The organism is Pseudomonas sp. B16(2017), assembly GCF_002113205.1.
Taxonomy (GTDB): Bacteria; Pseudomonadota; Gammaproteobacteria; order Pseudomonadales; family Pseudomonadaceae; genus Aquipseudomonas; species Aquipseudomonas pharyngis.
In genome coordinates this window covers 318,591-334,447 of sequence record NZ_NEKA01000006.1, presented here as the reverse complement: position 1 = coordinate 334,447, position 15,857 = coordinate 318,591, and the positions used below count along the sequence as shown (strand labels likewise).

At 58.7% G+C, this 15,857-nt stretch carries 15 protein-coding genes; 1 reads left to right on the top strand and 14 read right to left on the bottom strand.

The genetic code is table 11. The annotated features are described in order from the left end of the window. Window positions 1-18: 18 nt before the first annotated feature. Together CAG25_RS13145 and CAG25_RS13140 are read right to left on the bottom strand one after the other, a co-directional pair. Window positions 19-471 (bottom strand): PaaI family thioesterase, encoded by a 453-nt coding sequence (locus tag CAG25_RS13145; RefSeq protein WP_085611495.1) that lies wholly within the window; start codon window positions 469-471, stop codon window positions 19-21. Next, window positions 468-944 (bottom strand): PaaI family thioesterase, encoded by a 477-nt coding sequence (locus CAG25_RS13140; protein ID WP_085611496.1) that lies wholly within the window; start codon window positions 942-944, stop codon window positions 468-470. Before CAG25_RS13140 ends, CAG25_RS13145 begins: the two co-directional genes overlap by 4 nt. Before the next feature lie 158 nt (window positions 945-1,102). Here CAG25_RS13140 and CAG25_RS13135 point away from each other — a divergent pair, with 158 nt between their 5' ends. Then, window positions 1,103-1,339: a hypothetical protein gene (locus CAG25_RS13135; protein ID WP_007959016.1), complete on the top strand. Its 237-nt coding sequence runs from the start codon at window positions 1,103-1,105 to the stop codon at window positions 1,337-1,339. A 77-nt stretch (window positions 1,340-1,416) separates the two neighbouring features. Here the strand turns inward: CAG25_RS13135 and CAG25_RS13130 are convergent, their stop codons facing one another. The 12 genes from CAG25_RS13130 to sdhC form a co-directional block, all read right to left on the bottom strand. Beyond that, window positions 1,417-1,818 (bottom strand): MAPEG family protein, encoded by a 402-nt coding sequence (locus CAG25_RS13130; RefSeq protein ID WP_085611497.1) that lies wholly within the window; start codon window positions 1,816-1,818, stop codon window positions 1,417-1,419. Beyond that, window positions 1,818-2,555 (bottom strand): DUF599 domain-containing protein, encoded by a 738-nt coding sequence (locus tag CAG25_RS13125; protein WP_011333121.1) that lies wholly within the window; start codon window positions 2,553-2,555, stop codon window positions 1,818-1,820. Before CAG25_RS13125 ends, CAG25_RS13130 begins: the two co-directional genes overlap by 1 nt. Before the next feature lie 151 nt (window positions 2,556-2,706). Further along, on the bottom strand, window positions 2,707-4,020 hold the full coding sequence (gene brnQ / locus CAG25_RS13120) for a branched-chain amino acid transport system II carrier protein (RefSeq protein WP_085611498.1): 1,314 nt from the start codon (window positions 4,018-4,020) through the stop codon (window positions 2,707-2,709). Window positions 4,021-4,348: 328 nt separating this feature from the next. Then, window positions 4,349-5,233 carry a succinate--CoA ligase subunit alpha gene (gene sucD, locus CAG25_RS13115; protein ID WP_011333119.1) on the bottom strand — a complete coding sequence of 295 codons (885 nt, stop codon included), beginning with the start codon at window positions 5,231-5,233 and terminating at the stop codon, window positions 4,349-4,351. Then, window positions 5,233-6,399 carry an ADP-forming succinate--CoA ligase subunit beta gene (sucC, locus tag CAG25_RS13110; RefSeq protein WP_007959029.1) on the bottom strand — a complete coding sequence of 389 codons (1,167 nt, stop codon included), beginning with the start codon at window positions 6,397-6,399 and terminating at the stop codon, window positions 5,233-5,235. The genes sucD and sucC overlap by 1 nt, the downstream gene beginning before the upstream one ends. A gap of 201 nt (window positions 6,400-6,600) precedes the next feature. Beyond that, complete coding sequence (lpdA, locus tag CAG25_RS13105; RefSeq protein WP_011333117.1) at window positions 6,601-8,037, bottom strand: dihydrolipoyl dehydrogenase; 1,437 nt, start codon at window positions 8,035-8,037, stop codon at window positions 6,601-6,603. Between the two features lie 97 nt (window positions 8,038-8,134). Beyond that, window positions 8,135-9,364 (bottom strand): 2-oxoglutarate dehydrogenase complex dihydrolipoyllysine-residue succinyltransferase, encoded by a 1,230-nt coding sequence (gene odhB / locus CAG25_RS13100; protein ID WP_085611499.1) that lies wholly within the window; start codon window positions 9,362-9,364, stop codon window positions 8,135-8,137. A 42-nt stretch (window positions 9,365-9,406) separates the two neighbouring features. After that, on the bottom strand, window positions 9,407-12,238 hold the full coding sequence (locus CAG25_RS13095) for a 2-oxoglutarate dehydrogenase E1 component (RefSeq protein WP_039769786.1): 2,832 nt from the start codon (window positions 12,236-12,238) through the stop codon (window positions 9,407-9,409). A gap of 253 nt (window positions 12,239-12,491) precedes the next feature. Continuing rightward, window positions 12,492-13,196, bottom strand: a complete 705-nt coding sequence (locus tag CAG25_RS13090; RefSeq protein WP_007959035.1) for a succinate dehydrogenase iron-sulfur subunit — start codon at window positions 13,194-13,196, stop codon at window positions 12,492-12,494. A gap of 11 nt (window positions 13,197-13,207) precedes the next feature. After that, window positions 13,208-14,980: a succinate dehydrogenase flavoprotein subunit gene (gene sdhA / locus CAG25_RS13085; protein ID WP_011333114.1), complete on the bottom strand. Its 1,773-nt coding sequence runs from the start codon at window positions 14,978-14,980 to the stop codon at window positions 13,208-13,210. A gap of 3 nt (window positions 14,981-14,983) precedes the next feature. Continuing rightward, the gene (gene sdhD, locus CAG25_RS13080; RefSeq protein WP_007977503.1) at window positions 14,984-15,352 is read right to left on the bottom strand and encodes a succinate dehydrogenase, hydrophobic membrane anchor protein; all 369 of its coding nucleotides are present in this window, start codon (window positions 15,350-15,352) and stop codon (window positions 14,984-14,986) included. Next, complete coding sequence (gene sdhC / locus CAG25_RS13075; RefSeq protein ID WP_011333113.1) at window positions 15,346-15,720, bottom strand: succinate dehydrogenase, cytochrome b556 subunit; 375 nt, start codon at window positions 15,718-15,720, stop codon at window positions 15,346-15,348. The genes sdhD and sdhC overlap by 7 nt, the downstream gene beginning before the upstream one ends. Window positions 15,721-15,857 lie beyond the last annotated feature (137 nt).

Genomic DNA, 15,857 nt, shown 5'->3' with positions numbered 1-15,857 from the left:
GTGAGTTGGGGGCGTGCTTCAGGATTTCAAGGGCTCATCGATTTTGAAATGCGCGCGGGCAGTGGCGATCGGTTCGCTCTCGGTACTTTGCCAGGCCGTGACCGCGACGTTGGCCACCCGCCGGCCCTGGCGGCAGACCTGACACCGGGCCCAGGTATCGCGAAACTGCCCGGCCCGCAGGTAATCGAGGGAAAAATCGATAATTTTCGGTACACCGGGCGCGCCGGTGAAAATCAGCAGGTGCAGGGCCGCGGACAGCTCCATGAACCCGGCAATCACCCCGCCGTGGATCGCCGGCAATAAAGGGTTACCAATGTTGTCCTTGTTGGCCGGCAGCTTGAACAGCAAGTCATCACCGACCCGCGAACACTCGACGCCGATCAGCCCGGCATAGGGAATCAGCTTCAGGAGCGGCGCGTAGTTACCCGTCTCGTGGGCCTCTTGCAGCTGCTGCTTGAAATCATCGCTCATGGGGTTTCTCCCTTGATCGCGCCACCAAAGCCTTTGGTGCCTTTAAGGCCCTTGCCCATGCGCATGAAGGTGCCGACGACATGGGCAATCGGCTGCTCGGGATCGTCCTGATAGGCAAAGCCGCGAGCGAAGATCACATCGGTGGTGACTCGATAACATTGGGCGAAGCCGTAAACATCTTTATGCGGCTCAGCGGCATGCATGTAGTCGATGCGCAGATCGAGGGTCGGGCAGACTTCGAATTCCGGCAGGACGCACAGGGTCGACATGCCGCACGCGGTGTCCATCAACGACGTGATCGCCCCGCCGTGGACCACGCCGGTCAGCGGATTACCGACAATTTGTGCACTGTACGGCAGCACCACCGTCAGGCCTTCGCTACTCGCGCTGTGCACCTTCAATCCCAGCACCTGGCAGTGGCGCAAGGCCGAGAGAAACCGTGTCGCACGCTCAAAAACGGGGTTTTCGGCCATTTGATAATTACTCTTGTTAGTGGCTATTCCCAGTAGTGGAAAGAACAGCAAAAGTTCCATTGCAAAACAAACTTATATATCTGAAAGAAATGAGGAACTTAAGCTGTGGGCCTGAGCTCTTAAGGCCAGTAGTTATTTTCCATAAGGAGAAACACCCCATGCGTAAGACTTTAGCTATTGCCTTGATGTTGACCGCTTCCCTCGGTCTCGCTGCCTGCGATAAAAAATCCGAGGACAAAGCTCAAGATGCCAACCAACATGCTGAACAAGCTCAGCAAGACATGAACAAAGCTCAGGATAAAGTGAACGACGCAGCGAAAGAAAACGCCGAAGCTGCCAAAGCTCAGGCCGAATCGAACGCTGCAGCGCAAGAAGAAGCTGCCAAGAAGCAATAAGCCGCTCTTGATGGCCAAAAAAGAAAACCCGCCAAGTGCGGGTTTTCTTTTGCCTGTGATTTTTTGCCCATGCCGTCTTAGAGCAAAACAGTTCTAAAAGTCGGACTAATCATCAGCAACAATGAACACACTAAGCCGACCAGCCAGACCAGACTGCGCAGCTTGGGAATATCCGCCAGGTAGAACCACAGATAGAGAATCCGTGAGATCACGAAGATGATCGCCAATGTATCGATCAGCCATCCCGCCGTCTGCGTGGTATGCGCCATCAGCACGCCAACGGCGAACAGGATGAACGCTTCGATGCTGTTCTGATGTGCCGCCAGTGCCCGGGCCCCGTAACCGGTGAGTTGCGCCTGCTGCTGACGCGGCAGGTGGTTGTTGTAACCGCCCTGCTCTTTCATGGCCTTGCCCACTGGCATACGCGCCACGTAGATCAACAATGCACTGATAAACACACACCAGAACGGAATACTCATCAAGCAGCCTCTTTGTTCGCTTCGGGCAATGGCGCCTCTGTAGGGGTATAGACCATTACATCGAGCACGTCGGAATGAAACTCCCGGCGATACAACACCAGCACCACGCCGGCGCTCATCAACATGAACAGCCACGGGCTGACGAACCACGCCAGCATGCTCATCCCGAAGTAATACGAACGCAGACCGAAGTTGAACTGATTGGCCGCCATCGAAATCACCCGCGCCGCCCGTGAGGCGAACGCCTTGCGCTCCTGCTCCGAGACTTGCCGCTCACCGATCATCGGGGCCGAGCCGACCAGAATCGCGGCGAAGTTGTACTGGCGCATGCACCAGCTGAAGGTAAAGAAGGCATAGACGAACACCAGCGCCAGGCACAGCAACTTGATCTCCGACATGCCCTGCGAGGCCTGTTGCACCATCGGAATGTCCGCCAGCAGCGACACCGCGCGCTCGGACGCGCCAAGCACGGTCAGGATGCCCGCCAGGATAATCAGCGTGCTGGAGGCGAAAAACGAGGCGTTGCGCTCAAGGTTGCCGATCACGCTGGCGTCGGCGATGCGGTTGTCGCGCAGCAGCATGCGGCGCATCCAGTCTTCGCGGTACAGGTGCAGCACGCTGGCCAGGCACGCGGTGTCACGGCCCTTCCAGGTGGCATAACGGGTGTAGCCGCCCCAGCAGATGACAAACCAGAGCGCGGCCAGCAGGTGGATCAGGTTGGCTTGGATGAACGACATGCAATTCCCTGTGATGAAGATTTCGGCTCCCCTTCGACGTTAGTCGACGGAAAAAGACACTGCCTGAAGCCCATAAAAAATGCCCCGTATCGATTGATACGGGGCATTTCTGTTTAATCGCTCGGCAGCCGCTTGTGGCGACCCGGCAATCTTAAGCGAGTGCTTCGGCGCGCTTGCCCAGCAGGCGGTCGCAAACCACGGCAACCACCAGGGTCATCACGCACGGCACCAGCCACGCCAGACCTTGCTCGCTCAGCGGCAGGTGGGCCAGTTGCGATGGCATCCAGTCAGCCAGACCGGCGCCTTTCAGGGCATCGATGGTACCGAACACAAACGACACCAACATTACCGGGCCCATGATGCGGCTCTGTTCATGCCAGAACGCCGCACAGAAGCTCAGGGCCACCAGCACGATGCACGGCGGGTAGATCGCGGTCAGTACCGGGATCGAGAACGCGATCAGCTTGGTCAGGCCCAGGTTGGACACCAACAGCGAGAACGCCGCCAGGATGATCACCAGGGTCTTGTACGACAGCGGCAGTACGCGGCTGAAGTATTCGGCACAGGCGCAGGTCAGGCCAACCGCCGTCACCAGGCACGCCAGGAAGATCAGCACGGCAAGGAAGCCACTGCCCAGCGAACCGAAGGTGTGTTGCACGTAGGCGTGCAGCACCGCCGCGCCGTTGGTCGCGCCAGCCGCCACTTCATGGCTGCCGGAACCCAGACGGAACAGGCTGACATACACCAGCGCCAGACCGACACCGGCAATCAGCCCGGCGATGATCGCGTAACGGGTGATCAGCGCCGGCGACTCGACGCCACGGGAGCGGATCGCGTTGACGATGACGATGCCGAACACCAGCGCGCCGAGGGTATCCATGGTCAGATAACCATTGATGAAGCCCTGGGAGAACGGTGCCGCAACGTATTCCGGAGTGGCCACGCCGATATCACCAGCCGGCAGTGCGAATGCGGCGATGCCGAGCACGGCCAGGGCGATGATTTTCAGCGGCGCGAGGAAGCGACCGACAGTGTCCAGCAGACGCCCAGGGTAGAGCGAAATGAAGAACACCAGCAGGAAGTACACCGAACTGTAGAGGAACAGTGCCAGCGGGCTCTCGCCGGTCAGCGGCGCCAGACCTACTTCAAAGGAGACGGTCGCGGTTCGCGGGGTGGCGAACAATGGGCCGACGGCCAGGTAGCAAGCCGCTGCCAGCACGCCACCAGCGATTTTGCCGATCGGGCTGCTCAGGGCATCCATTGCGCCACCGACCTTGGCCAGTGCGACCACGGTGACCACCGGCAGACCGACCGCCGTGATCAGAAAGCCCAGCGCCGCAATCCAGACGTTAGGCCCGGACTGCAAACCGACGATAGGCGGGAAGATGATGTTGCCGGCCCCGACGAACAGGGCGAATGTCATAAAGCCAAGTGCCAGGATGTCCTGACCTTTCAAAACTTTCATTAAGGAAATACCACACTACTGAATCGGAATTTAGAGGGGGATTTCCCTGTGGGGTTAGGGAAATGCTGTCAATCCGTATAAGACTGACCCGTTTAGCGCGTTGCATGCCTTGTGGGCGGCAGACGCAAAATGGCGGCTAGCCTAACGAATTTGCCCGACAAACGCACTGTTAGAGGGCGAACTATCCGATACGCGACGTTTCTGTGTCGCGTTTTTGCATGTTATTGGGTGAGTGCTTATAAATTGCCATCGTCCACCCGAACGCCAGAAACGACAAAGGCCACCCGAAGGTGGCCTTTGTTGCTGTAGCAGAGAAGTCAGCCGAAGCTTACTTCTTCACTTCCCAGCCAGTCAGCTCGGCCAGGGCCTTGCCGATGTCTGCCAGCGAACGCACGGTTTTCACGCCTGCGTCTTGCAGAGCAGCGAATTTCTCGTCTGCAGTGCCTTTGCCGCCGGAGATGATTGCGCCAGCATGGCCCATGCGCTTGCCCGGAGGAGCAGTCACACCAGCGATGTAGGAAACAACCGGCTTGGTCACGTTAGCCTTGATGTAGGCAGCCGCTTCTTCTTCAGCCGAACCGCCGATCTCGCCGATCATGACGATCGCTTCGGTCTTCGGGTCTTCCTGGAACAGCTTCAGGATGTCGATGAAGTTCGAACCCGGGATCGGGTCACCACCGATGCCGACGCAAGTCGACTGACCGAAACCGGCGTCAGTAGTCTGCTTCACAGCTTCGTAGGTCAGGGTGCCGGAACGGGAAACGATACCGACCTTGCCTGGCAAGTGAATGTGACCTGGCATGATGCCGATCTTGCATTCGCCTGGGGTGATCACGCCTGGGCAGTTAGGGCCGATCAGGGTAACACCCAGCTCGTCGCACTTAACTTTGGCGTCCAGCATGTCCAGGGTAGGAATGCCTTCGGTGATGCAGACGATCAGCTTGATGCCGCCGAAAGCTGCTTCCAGGATCGAGTCCTTGCAGAAAGGAGCCGGAACGTAGATCACGCTGGCGGTGGCGCCAGTGGCTTCTACAGCTTCTTTCACGGTGTTGAACACAGGCAGGTTCAGGTGAGTGGTGCCACCTTTGCCTGGCGTCACGCCGCCAACCATTTTGGTGCCGTAGGCAATGGCTTGTTCGGAGTGGAAAGTACCCTGCGCACCGGTGAAGCCCTGGCAGATTACTTTGGTGTCTTTATTGATCAGGACGCTCATTACTTGCCCTCCGCAGCTTTAACGACTTGTTGAGCAGCGTCGGTCAGGCTGGTAGCAGCGATGATGTTCAAACCGCTTTCTGCCAGTACTTTAGCGCCCAGTTCAGCGTTGTTGCCTTCAAGACGAACAACAACCGGGATTTTCACGCCGACTTCTTTCACTGCACCGATGATGCCTTCGGCAATCATGTCGCAACGAACGATGCCGCCGAAGATGTTAACCAGTACTGCAGCGACATTGCTGTCGGACAGAATGATTTTGAAAGCTTCGGTTACGCGTTCTTTGGTAGCACCACCACCTACGTCGAGGAAGTTGGCTGGCTTGCCGCCGTGCAGGTTGACGATGTCCATGGTACCCATGGCCAGGCCGGCACCGTTCACCATGCAGCCGATGTTGCCTTCCAGCGCTACGTAGTTCAGTTCGAACTTGGCAGCGTGCGCTTCGCGCGGATCGTCCTGCGACGGATCGTGGAAAGTCTTCAGCTTGGGCTGGCGGTACATTGCGTTGGCGTCGATGTTGATCTTGGCATCCAGGCAGTGCAGATCGCCGTCAGCCTTGATCACCAGCGGGTTCACTTCCAGCAGAGCCAGGTCGTGATCCTTGAACAGCTTGGCCAGACCTACGAAGATCTTGGCGAACTGAGCAACCTGCTTGCCTTCCAGACCCAGCTGGAATGCCAGCTCGCGACCCTGGAATGGCTGAGCGCCGACCAGTGGATCGATGGTGGCTTTCAGAATTTTTTCTGGAGTGTCGTGAGCGATTTTCTCGATGTCCACGCCACCTTCGGTGGAAGCCATGAACACGATGCGACGGCTCGAACGGTCAACGACAGCGCCCAGGTACAGCTCTTTAGCGATATCAGTGCACGATTCAACCAGGATCTTGGTGACTGGCTGGCCGTTGGCGTCAGTCTGGTAAGTCACCAGACGCTTGCCCAGCCACTGCTGTGCGAAGGCTTTGGCGTCTTCTTTGCTGCGAACCAGCTTGACGCCGCCCGCTTTACCGCGACCACCGGCGTGAACCTGGGCTTTGACAACCCACTCGTTGCCGCCGATTTTGTCGCAAGCTTCTGCTGCTGCTTCCGGGGTGTCTACTGCGAAACCAGTGGAAACTGGCAGGCCGTATTCAGCGAACAGCTGCTTACCCTGATACTCGTGAAGATTCATGCTTTTTACCGTCTTCGTTAGGTACTGCGCATTCGGCGCTGCGCTCTTTATGAGTGCCGCGCCACCTGTGACTGCTGCTTGCGTAGCCTTGCCGGATACCCGGTGCAGCTACGCAAGGCTGCGTCCAGCGGACATTCCGCGGTGAGTCTTGCACGCAAGGCTCACGACGGGCCGTACCGCCGTGGTTTCTTATTGTGTGTCTTAACGCTTCTTGCGGTTGGCAATGTGGATGGCGCCGCCATTCACTGCCAAAGCTGCTTCGTGCAAGGCTTCAGACAGGGTCGGATGGGAGAAAACCATCATGCCCAGGTCTTCAGCGCTGGTGCCGAATTCCATACCGATCGCGCCCTGCTGAACCAGTTCTGCAGCGCTCGGGCCAATCACGTGCACGCCCAATACGCGGTCAGTCTTGGCATCGGCGATGACCTTGACGAAACCACCGGTATCGTTGGCGGCCATGGCACGGCCGGATGCAGCGAACGGGAAGGTGCCGACGTTAACTTCAACGCCTTCAGCTTTCAAGGCCTGCTCGGTTTTACCGACCCATGCGATTTCCGGGTGAGTATAAATAACCGAAGGGATCAGGTCATAGTTCATCTGGGCCTTGTGGCCCTTGATGCGCTCGACAACCATGATGCCCTCTTCCGAGGCCTTGTGAGCCAGCATCATGCCGCGAACCACGTCACCGATGGCGTAAACGCCCGGTACGGTGGTGGCACAGTGATCGTCAACGTGCACGAAACCGCGCTCGTCCAGGGTCACGCCGCTGTCGGCAGCCAGCAGATCAGTGGTCACCGGACGGCGACCAACGGCTACGATCAGCTTGTCGAAAGTGATGGTCTGTTCGCCGTTGGCGTCGGTGTAGTTCACAACGACTTCGTCGCCGTTCACTTTCGAGCCGGTTACGCGAGCGCCCAGTTTGATGTCCAGACCCTGTTTGGTCAGGGTTTTCAGCGCTTCCTTGGAAACAGCGGTGTCCGCTGCCATCAGGAAGGTGTCCAGGGCTTCCAGGACAGTCACTTCCGCACCCAGACGCGACCAGACCGAACCCAGTTCCAGACCGATCACGCCAGCGCCGATCACACCCAGACGCTTAGGTACGGATTGGAATTCCAGAGCGCCGGTCGAATCGACGATGACTTTCTGATCGACCGGAGCCGGTGGAATGTCGATCGGACGCGAGCCAGGAGCCAGAATGACGTTTTCGGCTTCGATGACTTCAACCGAGCCGTCCGGCTTGGTGACTTCGACTTTCTTGCCGGCCAGCAGTTTGCCGTGGCCCTGGATCGAAGTGACGCCGTTGGCCTTGAACAGAGTGGCAACACCACCGGTCAGGTTCTTGACGATGCCAGCCTTGCGGCCAACCATCGCAGCGACGTCCATTTTGACTTCGCCGGTCGAGATACCGTGGACGTTGAAGCTTTCTTTCGCTTCCTTGTATTTCCAGGAGCTGTCCAGCAGCGCCTTGGAAGGAATGCAGCCTACGTTCAGGCAGGTGCCGCCCAGGGCTTGCTTGCCTTCAGCATCGGTGTACTTCTCGATGCAGGCAGTGCTCAGGCCGAGTTGCGCGGCCTTGATAGCTGCCACGTAGCCGCCAGGGCCCGCACCGATCACTACTACGTCAAATTTCTGCGACATTCAAAAAATCCTCTTTAGCGAAAAGCTTCAAGCCGCGCGCTGCAAGCCAGGCTGCGTTTTCCCGCAGCTTGAAGCTTGCAGCGCGTGACTGCTTCTATCAGATATCCAGCAACAGACGAGCCGGATCTTCCAGCAGGTTCTTGATGGTCACCAGGAAGGTTACAGCTTCTTTGCCATCGATCAGACGGTGATCGTAGGACAGTGCCAAGTACATCATCGGACGGATCACGACCTGACCGTTGATGGCCATCGGACGCTGGATGATGTTGTGCATGCCCAGAATCGCTGCCTGCGGCGGGTTGACGATCGGGGTCGACATCATCGAACCGAAGGTACCACCGTTGGTGATGGTGAAGGTGCCGCCGGTCATTTCGTCCATCGACAGTTTGCCGTCACGGGCTTTCTTGCCGAAGGTGGCGATGCCGCCTTCGATTTCAGCCAGGCTCATGTGTTCGGCGTTACGCAGAACCGGAACTACCAGGCCACGGTCGCTGGAAACAGCGACACCGATGTCGGCATAACCGTGGTAAACGATGTCGTTGCCGTCGATCGAAGCGTTGACCGCCGGGAAGCGTTTCAGCGCTTCGGTGGCAGCCTTGACGAAGAACGACATGAAGCCCAGGCGTACGCCGTTGTGGGACTTCTCGAACAGGTCCTTGTACTTCGAACGCAGGGCCATGACTTCGGTCATGTCGACTTCGTTGAAAGTGGTCAGCATCGCCATGTTCGATTGAGCTTCAACCAGACGCTTGGCAACAGTGGCACGAACGCGGGTCATCGGAACGCGCTTCTCGATGCGGTCGCCGGCGGCGAACACAGGAGCGGCGGCAGCCGGAGCAGCAGCCTTGGCAGGCGCGGCAGCCGGAGCGGCTTTCTTGGCAGCAACGGCTGCAACCACGTCTTCCTTGGTCACGCGACCGCCTTTGCCGGTGCCGGCAACGGACGCGATGTTGATGCCGTTCTCTTCAGCCAGCTTGCGCGCGGCAGGAGCAGCGATCGGGTCGTCTTCGCCATCAGCGGCAGCAGGTGCAGCGGCAGCAGGTGCAGCGGCCGGAGCAGCGGCGGCAGCCGGAGCGGCGGCAGCAGCGCCGCCTTCAACGATGGAGCCCAGGACTTCGTCGGACAGGACGGTGTCGCCCTCGCCCTTGACGATTGCGCCCAGCACGCCGTCGGCGGTAGCCAGCACTTCCAGTACGACTTTGTCGGTTTCGATGTCGACGATCAGTTCGTCACGCTTGACGGCGTCGCCCGGTTGTTTGTGCCAGGTGGCAACGGTGCCATCGGCAACCGATTCCGGGAAAGTGGGGGCTTTGATCTCGATAGCCATTATCTGTGGTTCCTTAAATTCGGTTTCAGGTGCGCGAAGGCGTTAAACGGTAAACGCGTCTTGCAGCAGTTGTTCCTGCTGCTCGGCGTGCATCGATGCGTAACCACATGCTGGTGCAGCAGAAGCCTCACGGCCCGCGTACTCGAGTACGAGAGATTTGTTGAGGTTGCTGATGCTGCGACGCAGGTGGTGCTGGCTGCAGTACCAGGCGCCCTGGTTCATCGGCTCTTCCTGACACCACACGGCCGCTTTGGCATTGGTGTAAGGAGCCAGGACTTCTTTCAAGTCGTCCTCAGGGAATGGGTACAGCTGCTCGATACGCACGATGGCGATATCTTCGCGGCCTTCGGCACGACGTTTTTCCAGCAGGTCGTAGTAGACCTTGCCGCTGCACAGAACAACGCGCTCGACCTTTTTCGGGTCCAGGGCATCGATTTCCGGGATAACGGTCTGGAACGAACCTTCGGCCAGATCTTCCAGGGTCGAGATGGCCAGTTTGTGGCGCAGCAGCGACTTTGGAGTCAGAACAACCAATGGCTTGCGCAGCGGGCGAATCACCTGACGGCGCAGCAAGTGGTAGATCTGGGCCGGAGTGGTCGGCATGCACACCTGAATGTTGTGCTCGGCGCACAGCTGCAGGTAACGCTCAAGACGTGCCGAGCTGTGCTCAGGGCCTTGGCCTTCGTAACCGTGTGGCAGCAGCATGGTCAGACCGCAGAGACGGCCCCACTTGTGCTCGCCGCTGGTGATGAACTGGTCGATAACAACCTGCGCACCGTTGGCGAAGTCGCCGAACTGGGCTTCCCAGATCACCAGCGCGTTTGGCGTGGTGGTCGAGTAGCCGTATTCGAACGCCAGTACGGCTTCTTCCGACAGGAACGAATCGTACAGGTCGAAGCGTGGCTGACCTTCATACAGATGCTTGAGCGGAATGTAGGTACCGGCATCTTTCTGGTTGTGCAGCACAGCGTGACGGTGCGAGAACGTACCGCGGCCGATGTCCTGGCCAGTCATGCGGATCGGGTGACCTTCGAACGCCAGGGTCGCGTACGCCATGGTTTCGGCGTAACCCCAGTTGATCGGCAGGCCGCCGGCTTGCATCTTCTGACGGTCTTCGTAGATCTTCGCAACCTGACGCTGAACCACGAAGCCTTCCGGAATTTCCAGCAGCTTGGCGGACAGTTCCTGCAGGGTCTTGAGGTCGAAGCGAGTGTCGTGACGCGCAGTCCAGGCGTGGCCCAGATACGGACGCCAGTCCACGAACAGCTCTTTGTTCGGCTCTTTGACCAGCGATTTCACGACGTGCAGACCGTTGTCCAGCGCGTTGCGGTATTCGTCGACTTTCGCCTGAACACGCTCGGCGTCCAGCACACCGGCCTGGGTCAGACGATCAGCGTACAGCTCACGGGTGGTGCGCTGCTTGGTGATCTGCTGATACATCAGAGGCTGGGTGCCGCTTGGCTCGTCGGCCTCGTTGTGGCCGCGACGACGGTAGCAGACCAGGTCGATCACCACGTCACGCTTGAACTGCATGCGGTAGTCGATGGCCAGCTGGGTTACGAACAATACGGCTTCCGGATCATCACCATTCACATGGAGGATCGGCGCCTGGATCATTTTCGCGACGTCGGTGGCGTACTCGGTGGAACGCGAGTCCAGCGGGTTGCTGATGGTGAAACCGACCTGGTTGTTGATCACGATGTGCACGGTACCGCCGGTCTTGAAACCGCGGGTCTGCGACATCTGGAAGGTTTCCATGACCACGCCTTGACCGGCGAATGCAGCATCACCGTGGATGGAGATCGGCAGAACCTTCTCACCGGTCGAATCGTTGCGACGGTCCTGACGGGCGCGAACCGAACCCTCGACCACCGGGGAAACGATTTCCAGGTGGGACGGGTTGAACGCCATGGCCAGGTGAACTTCACCGCCGGTGGTCATTACGTTGGACGAGAAGCCCTGGTGGTATTTGACGTCACCGGAACCCAGCTCGACCTTCTTCTTGCCTTCGAACTCGTCGAACAGCTCGCGCGGGTTCTTGCCGAAGGTGTTGACCAGTACGTTCAGACGGCCACGGTGGGCCATGCCGATGACGACTTCCTTGGTGCCGTACGAGCCGGAACGCTGGATCAGTTCGTCGAGCATCGGAATCAGGCTTTCGCCGCCTTCCAGACCGAAACGCTTGGTGCCCGGATATTTGGTACCCAGGTATTTTTCCAGGCCTTCACCGGCCGTCACGCGCTCGAGCAGGTGGCTCTTGATGTCCGCGGAGTATTCCGGACGACCACGCACGCTTTCCAGACGCTGCTGGAACCACTGGCGCTGCTCGGAATCGGTGATGTGCGTAAATTCAGCGCCGATGGTGCGGCAATATGTCTGCTGCAACGCTTCGTGAATTTCGCGTAGGCTCGCTTCCTCTTTGCCGATGAACAGGTCGCCGGCACGGAAGGTCGTATCAAGATCGGCATTGGTCAAGCCGTAGTGATTGATCGACAGGTCTGCAGGTGCAGGACGCTGCCACAGCCCCAGCGGGTCAAGCTGGGCTGCCTGGTGGCCACGCATACGGTAGGCCTGGATCAATCGCAGCACTTCAACCTGCTTCTTCTCGTGCTCACTGCTCACGCTGCCGGCGGAAACCGGTTGGGCGCGGCGCTGGTTCTTTGCCAGCAGCACGAAATGATCGCGAATTGTGGAGTGCGAAACATCGGTGGCAGAGCTGCCGTCGGCAGGCAGCTTCTGAAAGTAGGTGCGCCACTCTTCTGGCACAGCGTTAGGGTCGTGCAGGTAGAGCTCGTAGAGCTCTTCCACATAGGCAGCGTTTCCACCTGAAAGGTAGGCGCTGTTCCACATGCGCTGCATCACGCTTTCTTGCATGCTTGGTCACCCTCGGTTAGGGGAACACCATCGGTGCCGACACCGAGCAAGCTTGCAGAAGTCCGAATGCAGCGACCAAAACAAGCCACTTAGGATCACACTGATAGTCCGGGTACCAGCCCGGATGCCCCTGCTTGTCTCATTTCTTCAAAATAAGAGCCGCAGCTTATGGCTGCTGCTCTGGTTATAGCCATGGCGCGGGTTGAAGCCCGCGCCTAAGCCCTCTGCGGTTACAGCGGTTACAGCAGCTGAATCACACGCCGCTTGAAAGCAGCATGTTACGGATGTGACCGATGGCCTTAGTCGGGTTCAGGCCTTTCGGACATACGTTGACGCAGTTCATGATGCCCCGGCAGCGGAAGACGCTGAACGGGTCATCGAGGGACGCCAGACGCTCGGACGTCTTGGTATCACGGCTGTCTGCCAGGAAGCGGTACGCTTGCAGCAGGGCAGCCGGACCCAGGAACTTGTCCGGGTTCCACCAGAAGGACGGGCAAGAGGTCGAGCAGCAGGCGCACAGGATGCACTCGTACAGACCGTCGAGCTTTTCACGCTCTTCAGGGGACTGCAGACGCTCGATGGCCGGAGCCGGCGTGTCGTTCTGCAGGAATGGCTTAACCTTCTCGTATTGCTTGTAGAAGATGCTCATATCGACAACCAGGTCACGGATAACCGGCAAACCTGGCAACGGACGAACGATCAGCTTGTTACCTTTGACGACAGCGGACAGCGGCGTGATGCACGCCAGGCCGTTCTTGCCGTTGATGTTCATGCCGTCGGAGCCGCAGACGCCTTCACGGCAGGAGCGACGATAGGAGAAACCTTCGTCCTGCTCTTTGATCAGGGCCAGCACGTCCAGCACCATCAGGTCTTTACCACCGGTATCAACCTGGAATTCCTGCATGAACGGCGCAGCGTCCTGATCAGGGTTGTAACGATAAACACTGACTTGCAACATGGCGGTCACCCTTAATAAGTCCGGACTTTAGGTTCGAAAGTCGGAACAGTCTTCGGCGAGAAGTTCACGGCACGCTTGGCGACGCGTTTCTCACCCGGGAAGTACAGGGTGTGGCACAGCCAGTTTTCGTCGTCACGGTCTTCGAAGTCTTCACGGGCGTGAGCGCCGCGGGACTCTTTACGTACTTCGGCAGCGATGGCGGTAGCTTCAGCCACTTCCAGCAGGTTTTGCAGTTCCAGCGCTTCGATACGTGCAGTGTTGAACGCCTGCGACTTGTCGTTGATCTTCACGTTGGCGATGCGCTTGCGCAGATCAGCCAGCTGGGCAATACCCTTCTGCATGTATTCGCCGGTACGGAATACACCGAAGTAGTTCTGCATGCAGCTTTGCAGCTCGCGACGCAGGGTAGCGACGTCTTCGCCGTCGGTACGGTTGTTCAGGGCGTTCAGACGTGCCAGGGCAGCTTCGATATCGGCTTCGGTAGCGTCGTCGTATTCGATGCCGTCGGTCAGCGCCTTCTCCAGGTGCAGGCCGGCAGCGCGGCCGAATACCACCAGGTCGAGCAGCGAGTTGCCGCCCAGACGGTTGGCACCGTGAACCGATACGCAAGCCACTTCACCTACTGCGAACAGACCAGGGATGATCTGATCCACGCCTTCGGCGTCCTGGGTGATCGCCTGGCCATGAATGTTGGTGGCCACGCCGCCCATCATGTAGTGGCAAGTCGGAACAACCGGAACCGGAGCAACCACCGGGTCAACGTGTGCGAAAGTCTTCGACAGTTCGCAGATGCCTGGCAGACGGCTGTGCAGCACTTCCTCGCCCAGGTGGTCGAGCTTGAGCATCACGTGGTCGCCATTCGGACCGCAACCGTTACCGGCGATGATCTCTTTAACCATCGAACGGGCAACCACGTCACGACCGGCCAGGTCTTTGGCGTTCGGAGCATAACGCTCCATGAAACGCTCGCCGTGCTTGTTGATCAGGTAACCACCTTCACCACGGCAACCTTCGGTAACCAGTACACCGGCGCCGGCGATGCCGGTCGGGTGGAACTGCCACATTTCAATGTCTTGTACCGGCACGCCAGCACGCAGAGCCATGCCGACGCCGTCACCGGTGTTGATCAGGGCGTTGGTGGTGGATGCATAGATACGACCTGCACCGCCGGTAGCCAGTACGGTGGCTTTCGCGCGGATATAGGTGGTTTCGCCGGTTTCGATGCAGATCGCGATCACACCGACGAATTCGCCTTCCTGGTTTTTCACCAGGTCGACAGCGTAGTACTCGTTCAGGAACGTGGTACCGGCTTTCAGGTTGCCCTGATAAAGGGTGTGCAGCAGCGCGTGACCGGTACGGTCGGAAGCGGCGCACGTACGGGCAGCCTGCCCGCCTTTACCGTAATCCTTCGACTGACCGCCGAACGGACGCTGGTAGATACGGCCTTGCTCGGTACGCGAGAACGGCAGACCCATGTGGTCCAGCTCGAAAACGGCAGCCGGGCCTTCCTGACACATGTATTCGATAGCGTCCTGGTCACCGATGTAGTCGGAACCCTTGACGGTATCGTACATGTGCCAGCGCCAGTCATCGTTCGGGTCGGCCGAAGCGATGGCGCAGGTGATCCCGCCCTGTGCGGACACAGTGTGCGAACGGGTCGGGAAAACCTTGGTGATCACGGCAGTCTTGTGACCGCCCTGTGCCAGTTGCAGCGCCGCGCGCATGCCGGCACCGCCGCCACCAATAATGATGGCGTCGAAAGAAATCGTTGGAATGTTAGCCATGAATCAGATACCCCAGAGAATCTGCACACCCCAGACGAAGTAAGCGAACATCGCGACGCCGCATACTGCCTGGAAAAGGAAACGTACTGCAGTCGCGGACTTGCCCAGCGCCATTGGCGTCAGGTAGTCGGTCGCGATGGTCCACATGCCGACCCAGGCGTGAGCGCCCAGGGCAACCAGTGCCAGCAGACTGAAGATACGCATTCCGTTGTGGGCGAACAGGCCGTGCCATTGGTCGTAGCCAATGCCCGGGTTCGCGGCGAGGTAGCCGATCAGGAATATGAAATAAGCCGCGAGAACGACCGCAGACACACGCTGTGCCATCCAGTCATAGAGGCCCGAACGCGAAAGGTTTGTAACGCTGGTTACCATATCCAAACTCCTGCCAGAACGATCAGCACCACGGAAACGGCGATGATCAGTTTCGAGCCCAGGCGGCCGCCTTCCAGCGTCTCACCGATGCCCATGTCCATGATCAAGTGGCGCACACCGGCAACCAGGTGATACAGAAGAGCGGACAGGAGGCCCCATGCTACGAACTTGGCCAGCGGGCTGGTCAAGCATGCCTTCACCTCGACATAACCTTCCTCGGAACCCAGGGATTTGCCCAATGCATAAAGCATGATGCCAAGGCCCAGGAAGAGGATGATGCCGGAAACACGGTGAAGAAACGACGTAACGCCGGTGATGGGGAGTTTGATGGTCCTTAGGTCTAGGTTTACAGGTCGTTGGCTTTTCACGGCTTTTTTTTCACACTGAAGAGCCCCTAACAATCAGGGCAAAGTTGTTGGGGAGTGCACTGGTCAGGTAACCACCACCCAGGGATGCGACCCCCAATGAAAGCAAGCCCAAAAGCCCTTGGCGGTCGGTCGCCGAG

Bases quoted from the DNA above. Each gene is read 5' to 3' on its own strand.
- sdhA (WP_011333114.1), bottom strand. From the start codon at position 14,980: ATGGCTAACATTCCAACGATTTCTTTCGACGCCATCATTATTGGTGGC.
- lpdA (WP_011333117.1), bottom strand. From the start codon at position 8,037: ATGTCGCAGAAATTTGACGTAGTAGTGATCGGTGCGGGCCCTGGCGGC.
- sucC (WP_007959029.1), bottom strand. From the start codon at position 6,399: ATGAATCTTCACGAGTATCAGGGTAAGCAGCTGTTCGCTGAATACGGC.
- CAG25_RS13090 (WP_007959035.1), bottom strand. From the start codon at position 13,196: ATGTTGCAAGTCAGTGTTTATCGTTACAACCCTGATCAGGACGCTGCG.
- CAG25_RS13095 (WP_039769786.1), bottom strand. From the start codon at position 12,238: ATGCAAGAAAGCGTGATGCAGCGCATGTGGAACAGCGCCTACCTTTCA.
- brnQ (WP_085611498.1), bottom strand. From the start codon at position 4,020: ATGAAAGTTTTGAAAGGTCAGGACATCCTGGCACTTGGCTTTATGACA.
- CAG25_RS13145 (WP_085611495.1), bottom strand. From the start codon at position 471: ATGAGCGATGATTTCAAGCAGCAGCTGCAAGAGGCCCACGAGACGGGT.
- CAG25_RS13125 (WP_011333121.1), bottom strand. From the start codon at position 2,555: ATGTCGTTCATCCAAGCCAACCTGATCCACCTGCTGGCCGCGCTCTGG.
- CAG25_RS13140 (WP_085611496.1), bottom strand. From the start codon at position 944: ATGGCCGAAAACCCCGTTTTTGAGCGTGCGACACGGTTTCTCTCGGCC.
- CAG25_RS13130 (WP_085611497.1), bottom strand. From the start codon at position 1,818: ATGAGTATTCCGTTCTGGTGTGTGTTTATCAGTGCATTGTTGATCTAC.
- odhB (WP_085611499.1), bottom strand. From the start codon at position 9,364: ATGGCTATCGAGATCAAAGCCCCCACTTTCCCGGAATCGGTTGCCGAT.
- sdhD (WP_007977503.1), bottom strand. From the start codon at position 15,352: ATGGTAACCAGCGTTACAAACCTTTCGCGTTCGGGCCTCTATGACTGG.
- CAG25_RS13135 (WP_007959016.1), top strand. From the start codon at position 1,103: ATGCGTAAGACTTTAGCTATTGCCTTGATGTTGACCGCTTCCCTCGGT.
- sucD (WP_011333119.1), bottom strand. From the start codon at position 5,233: ATGAGCGTCCTGATCAATAAAGACACCAAAGTAATCTGCCAGGGCTTC.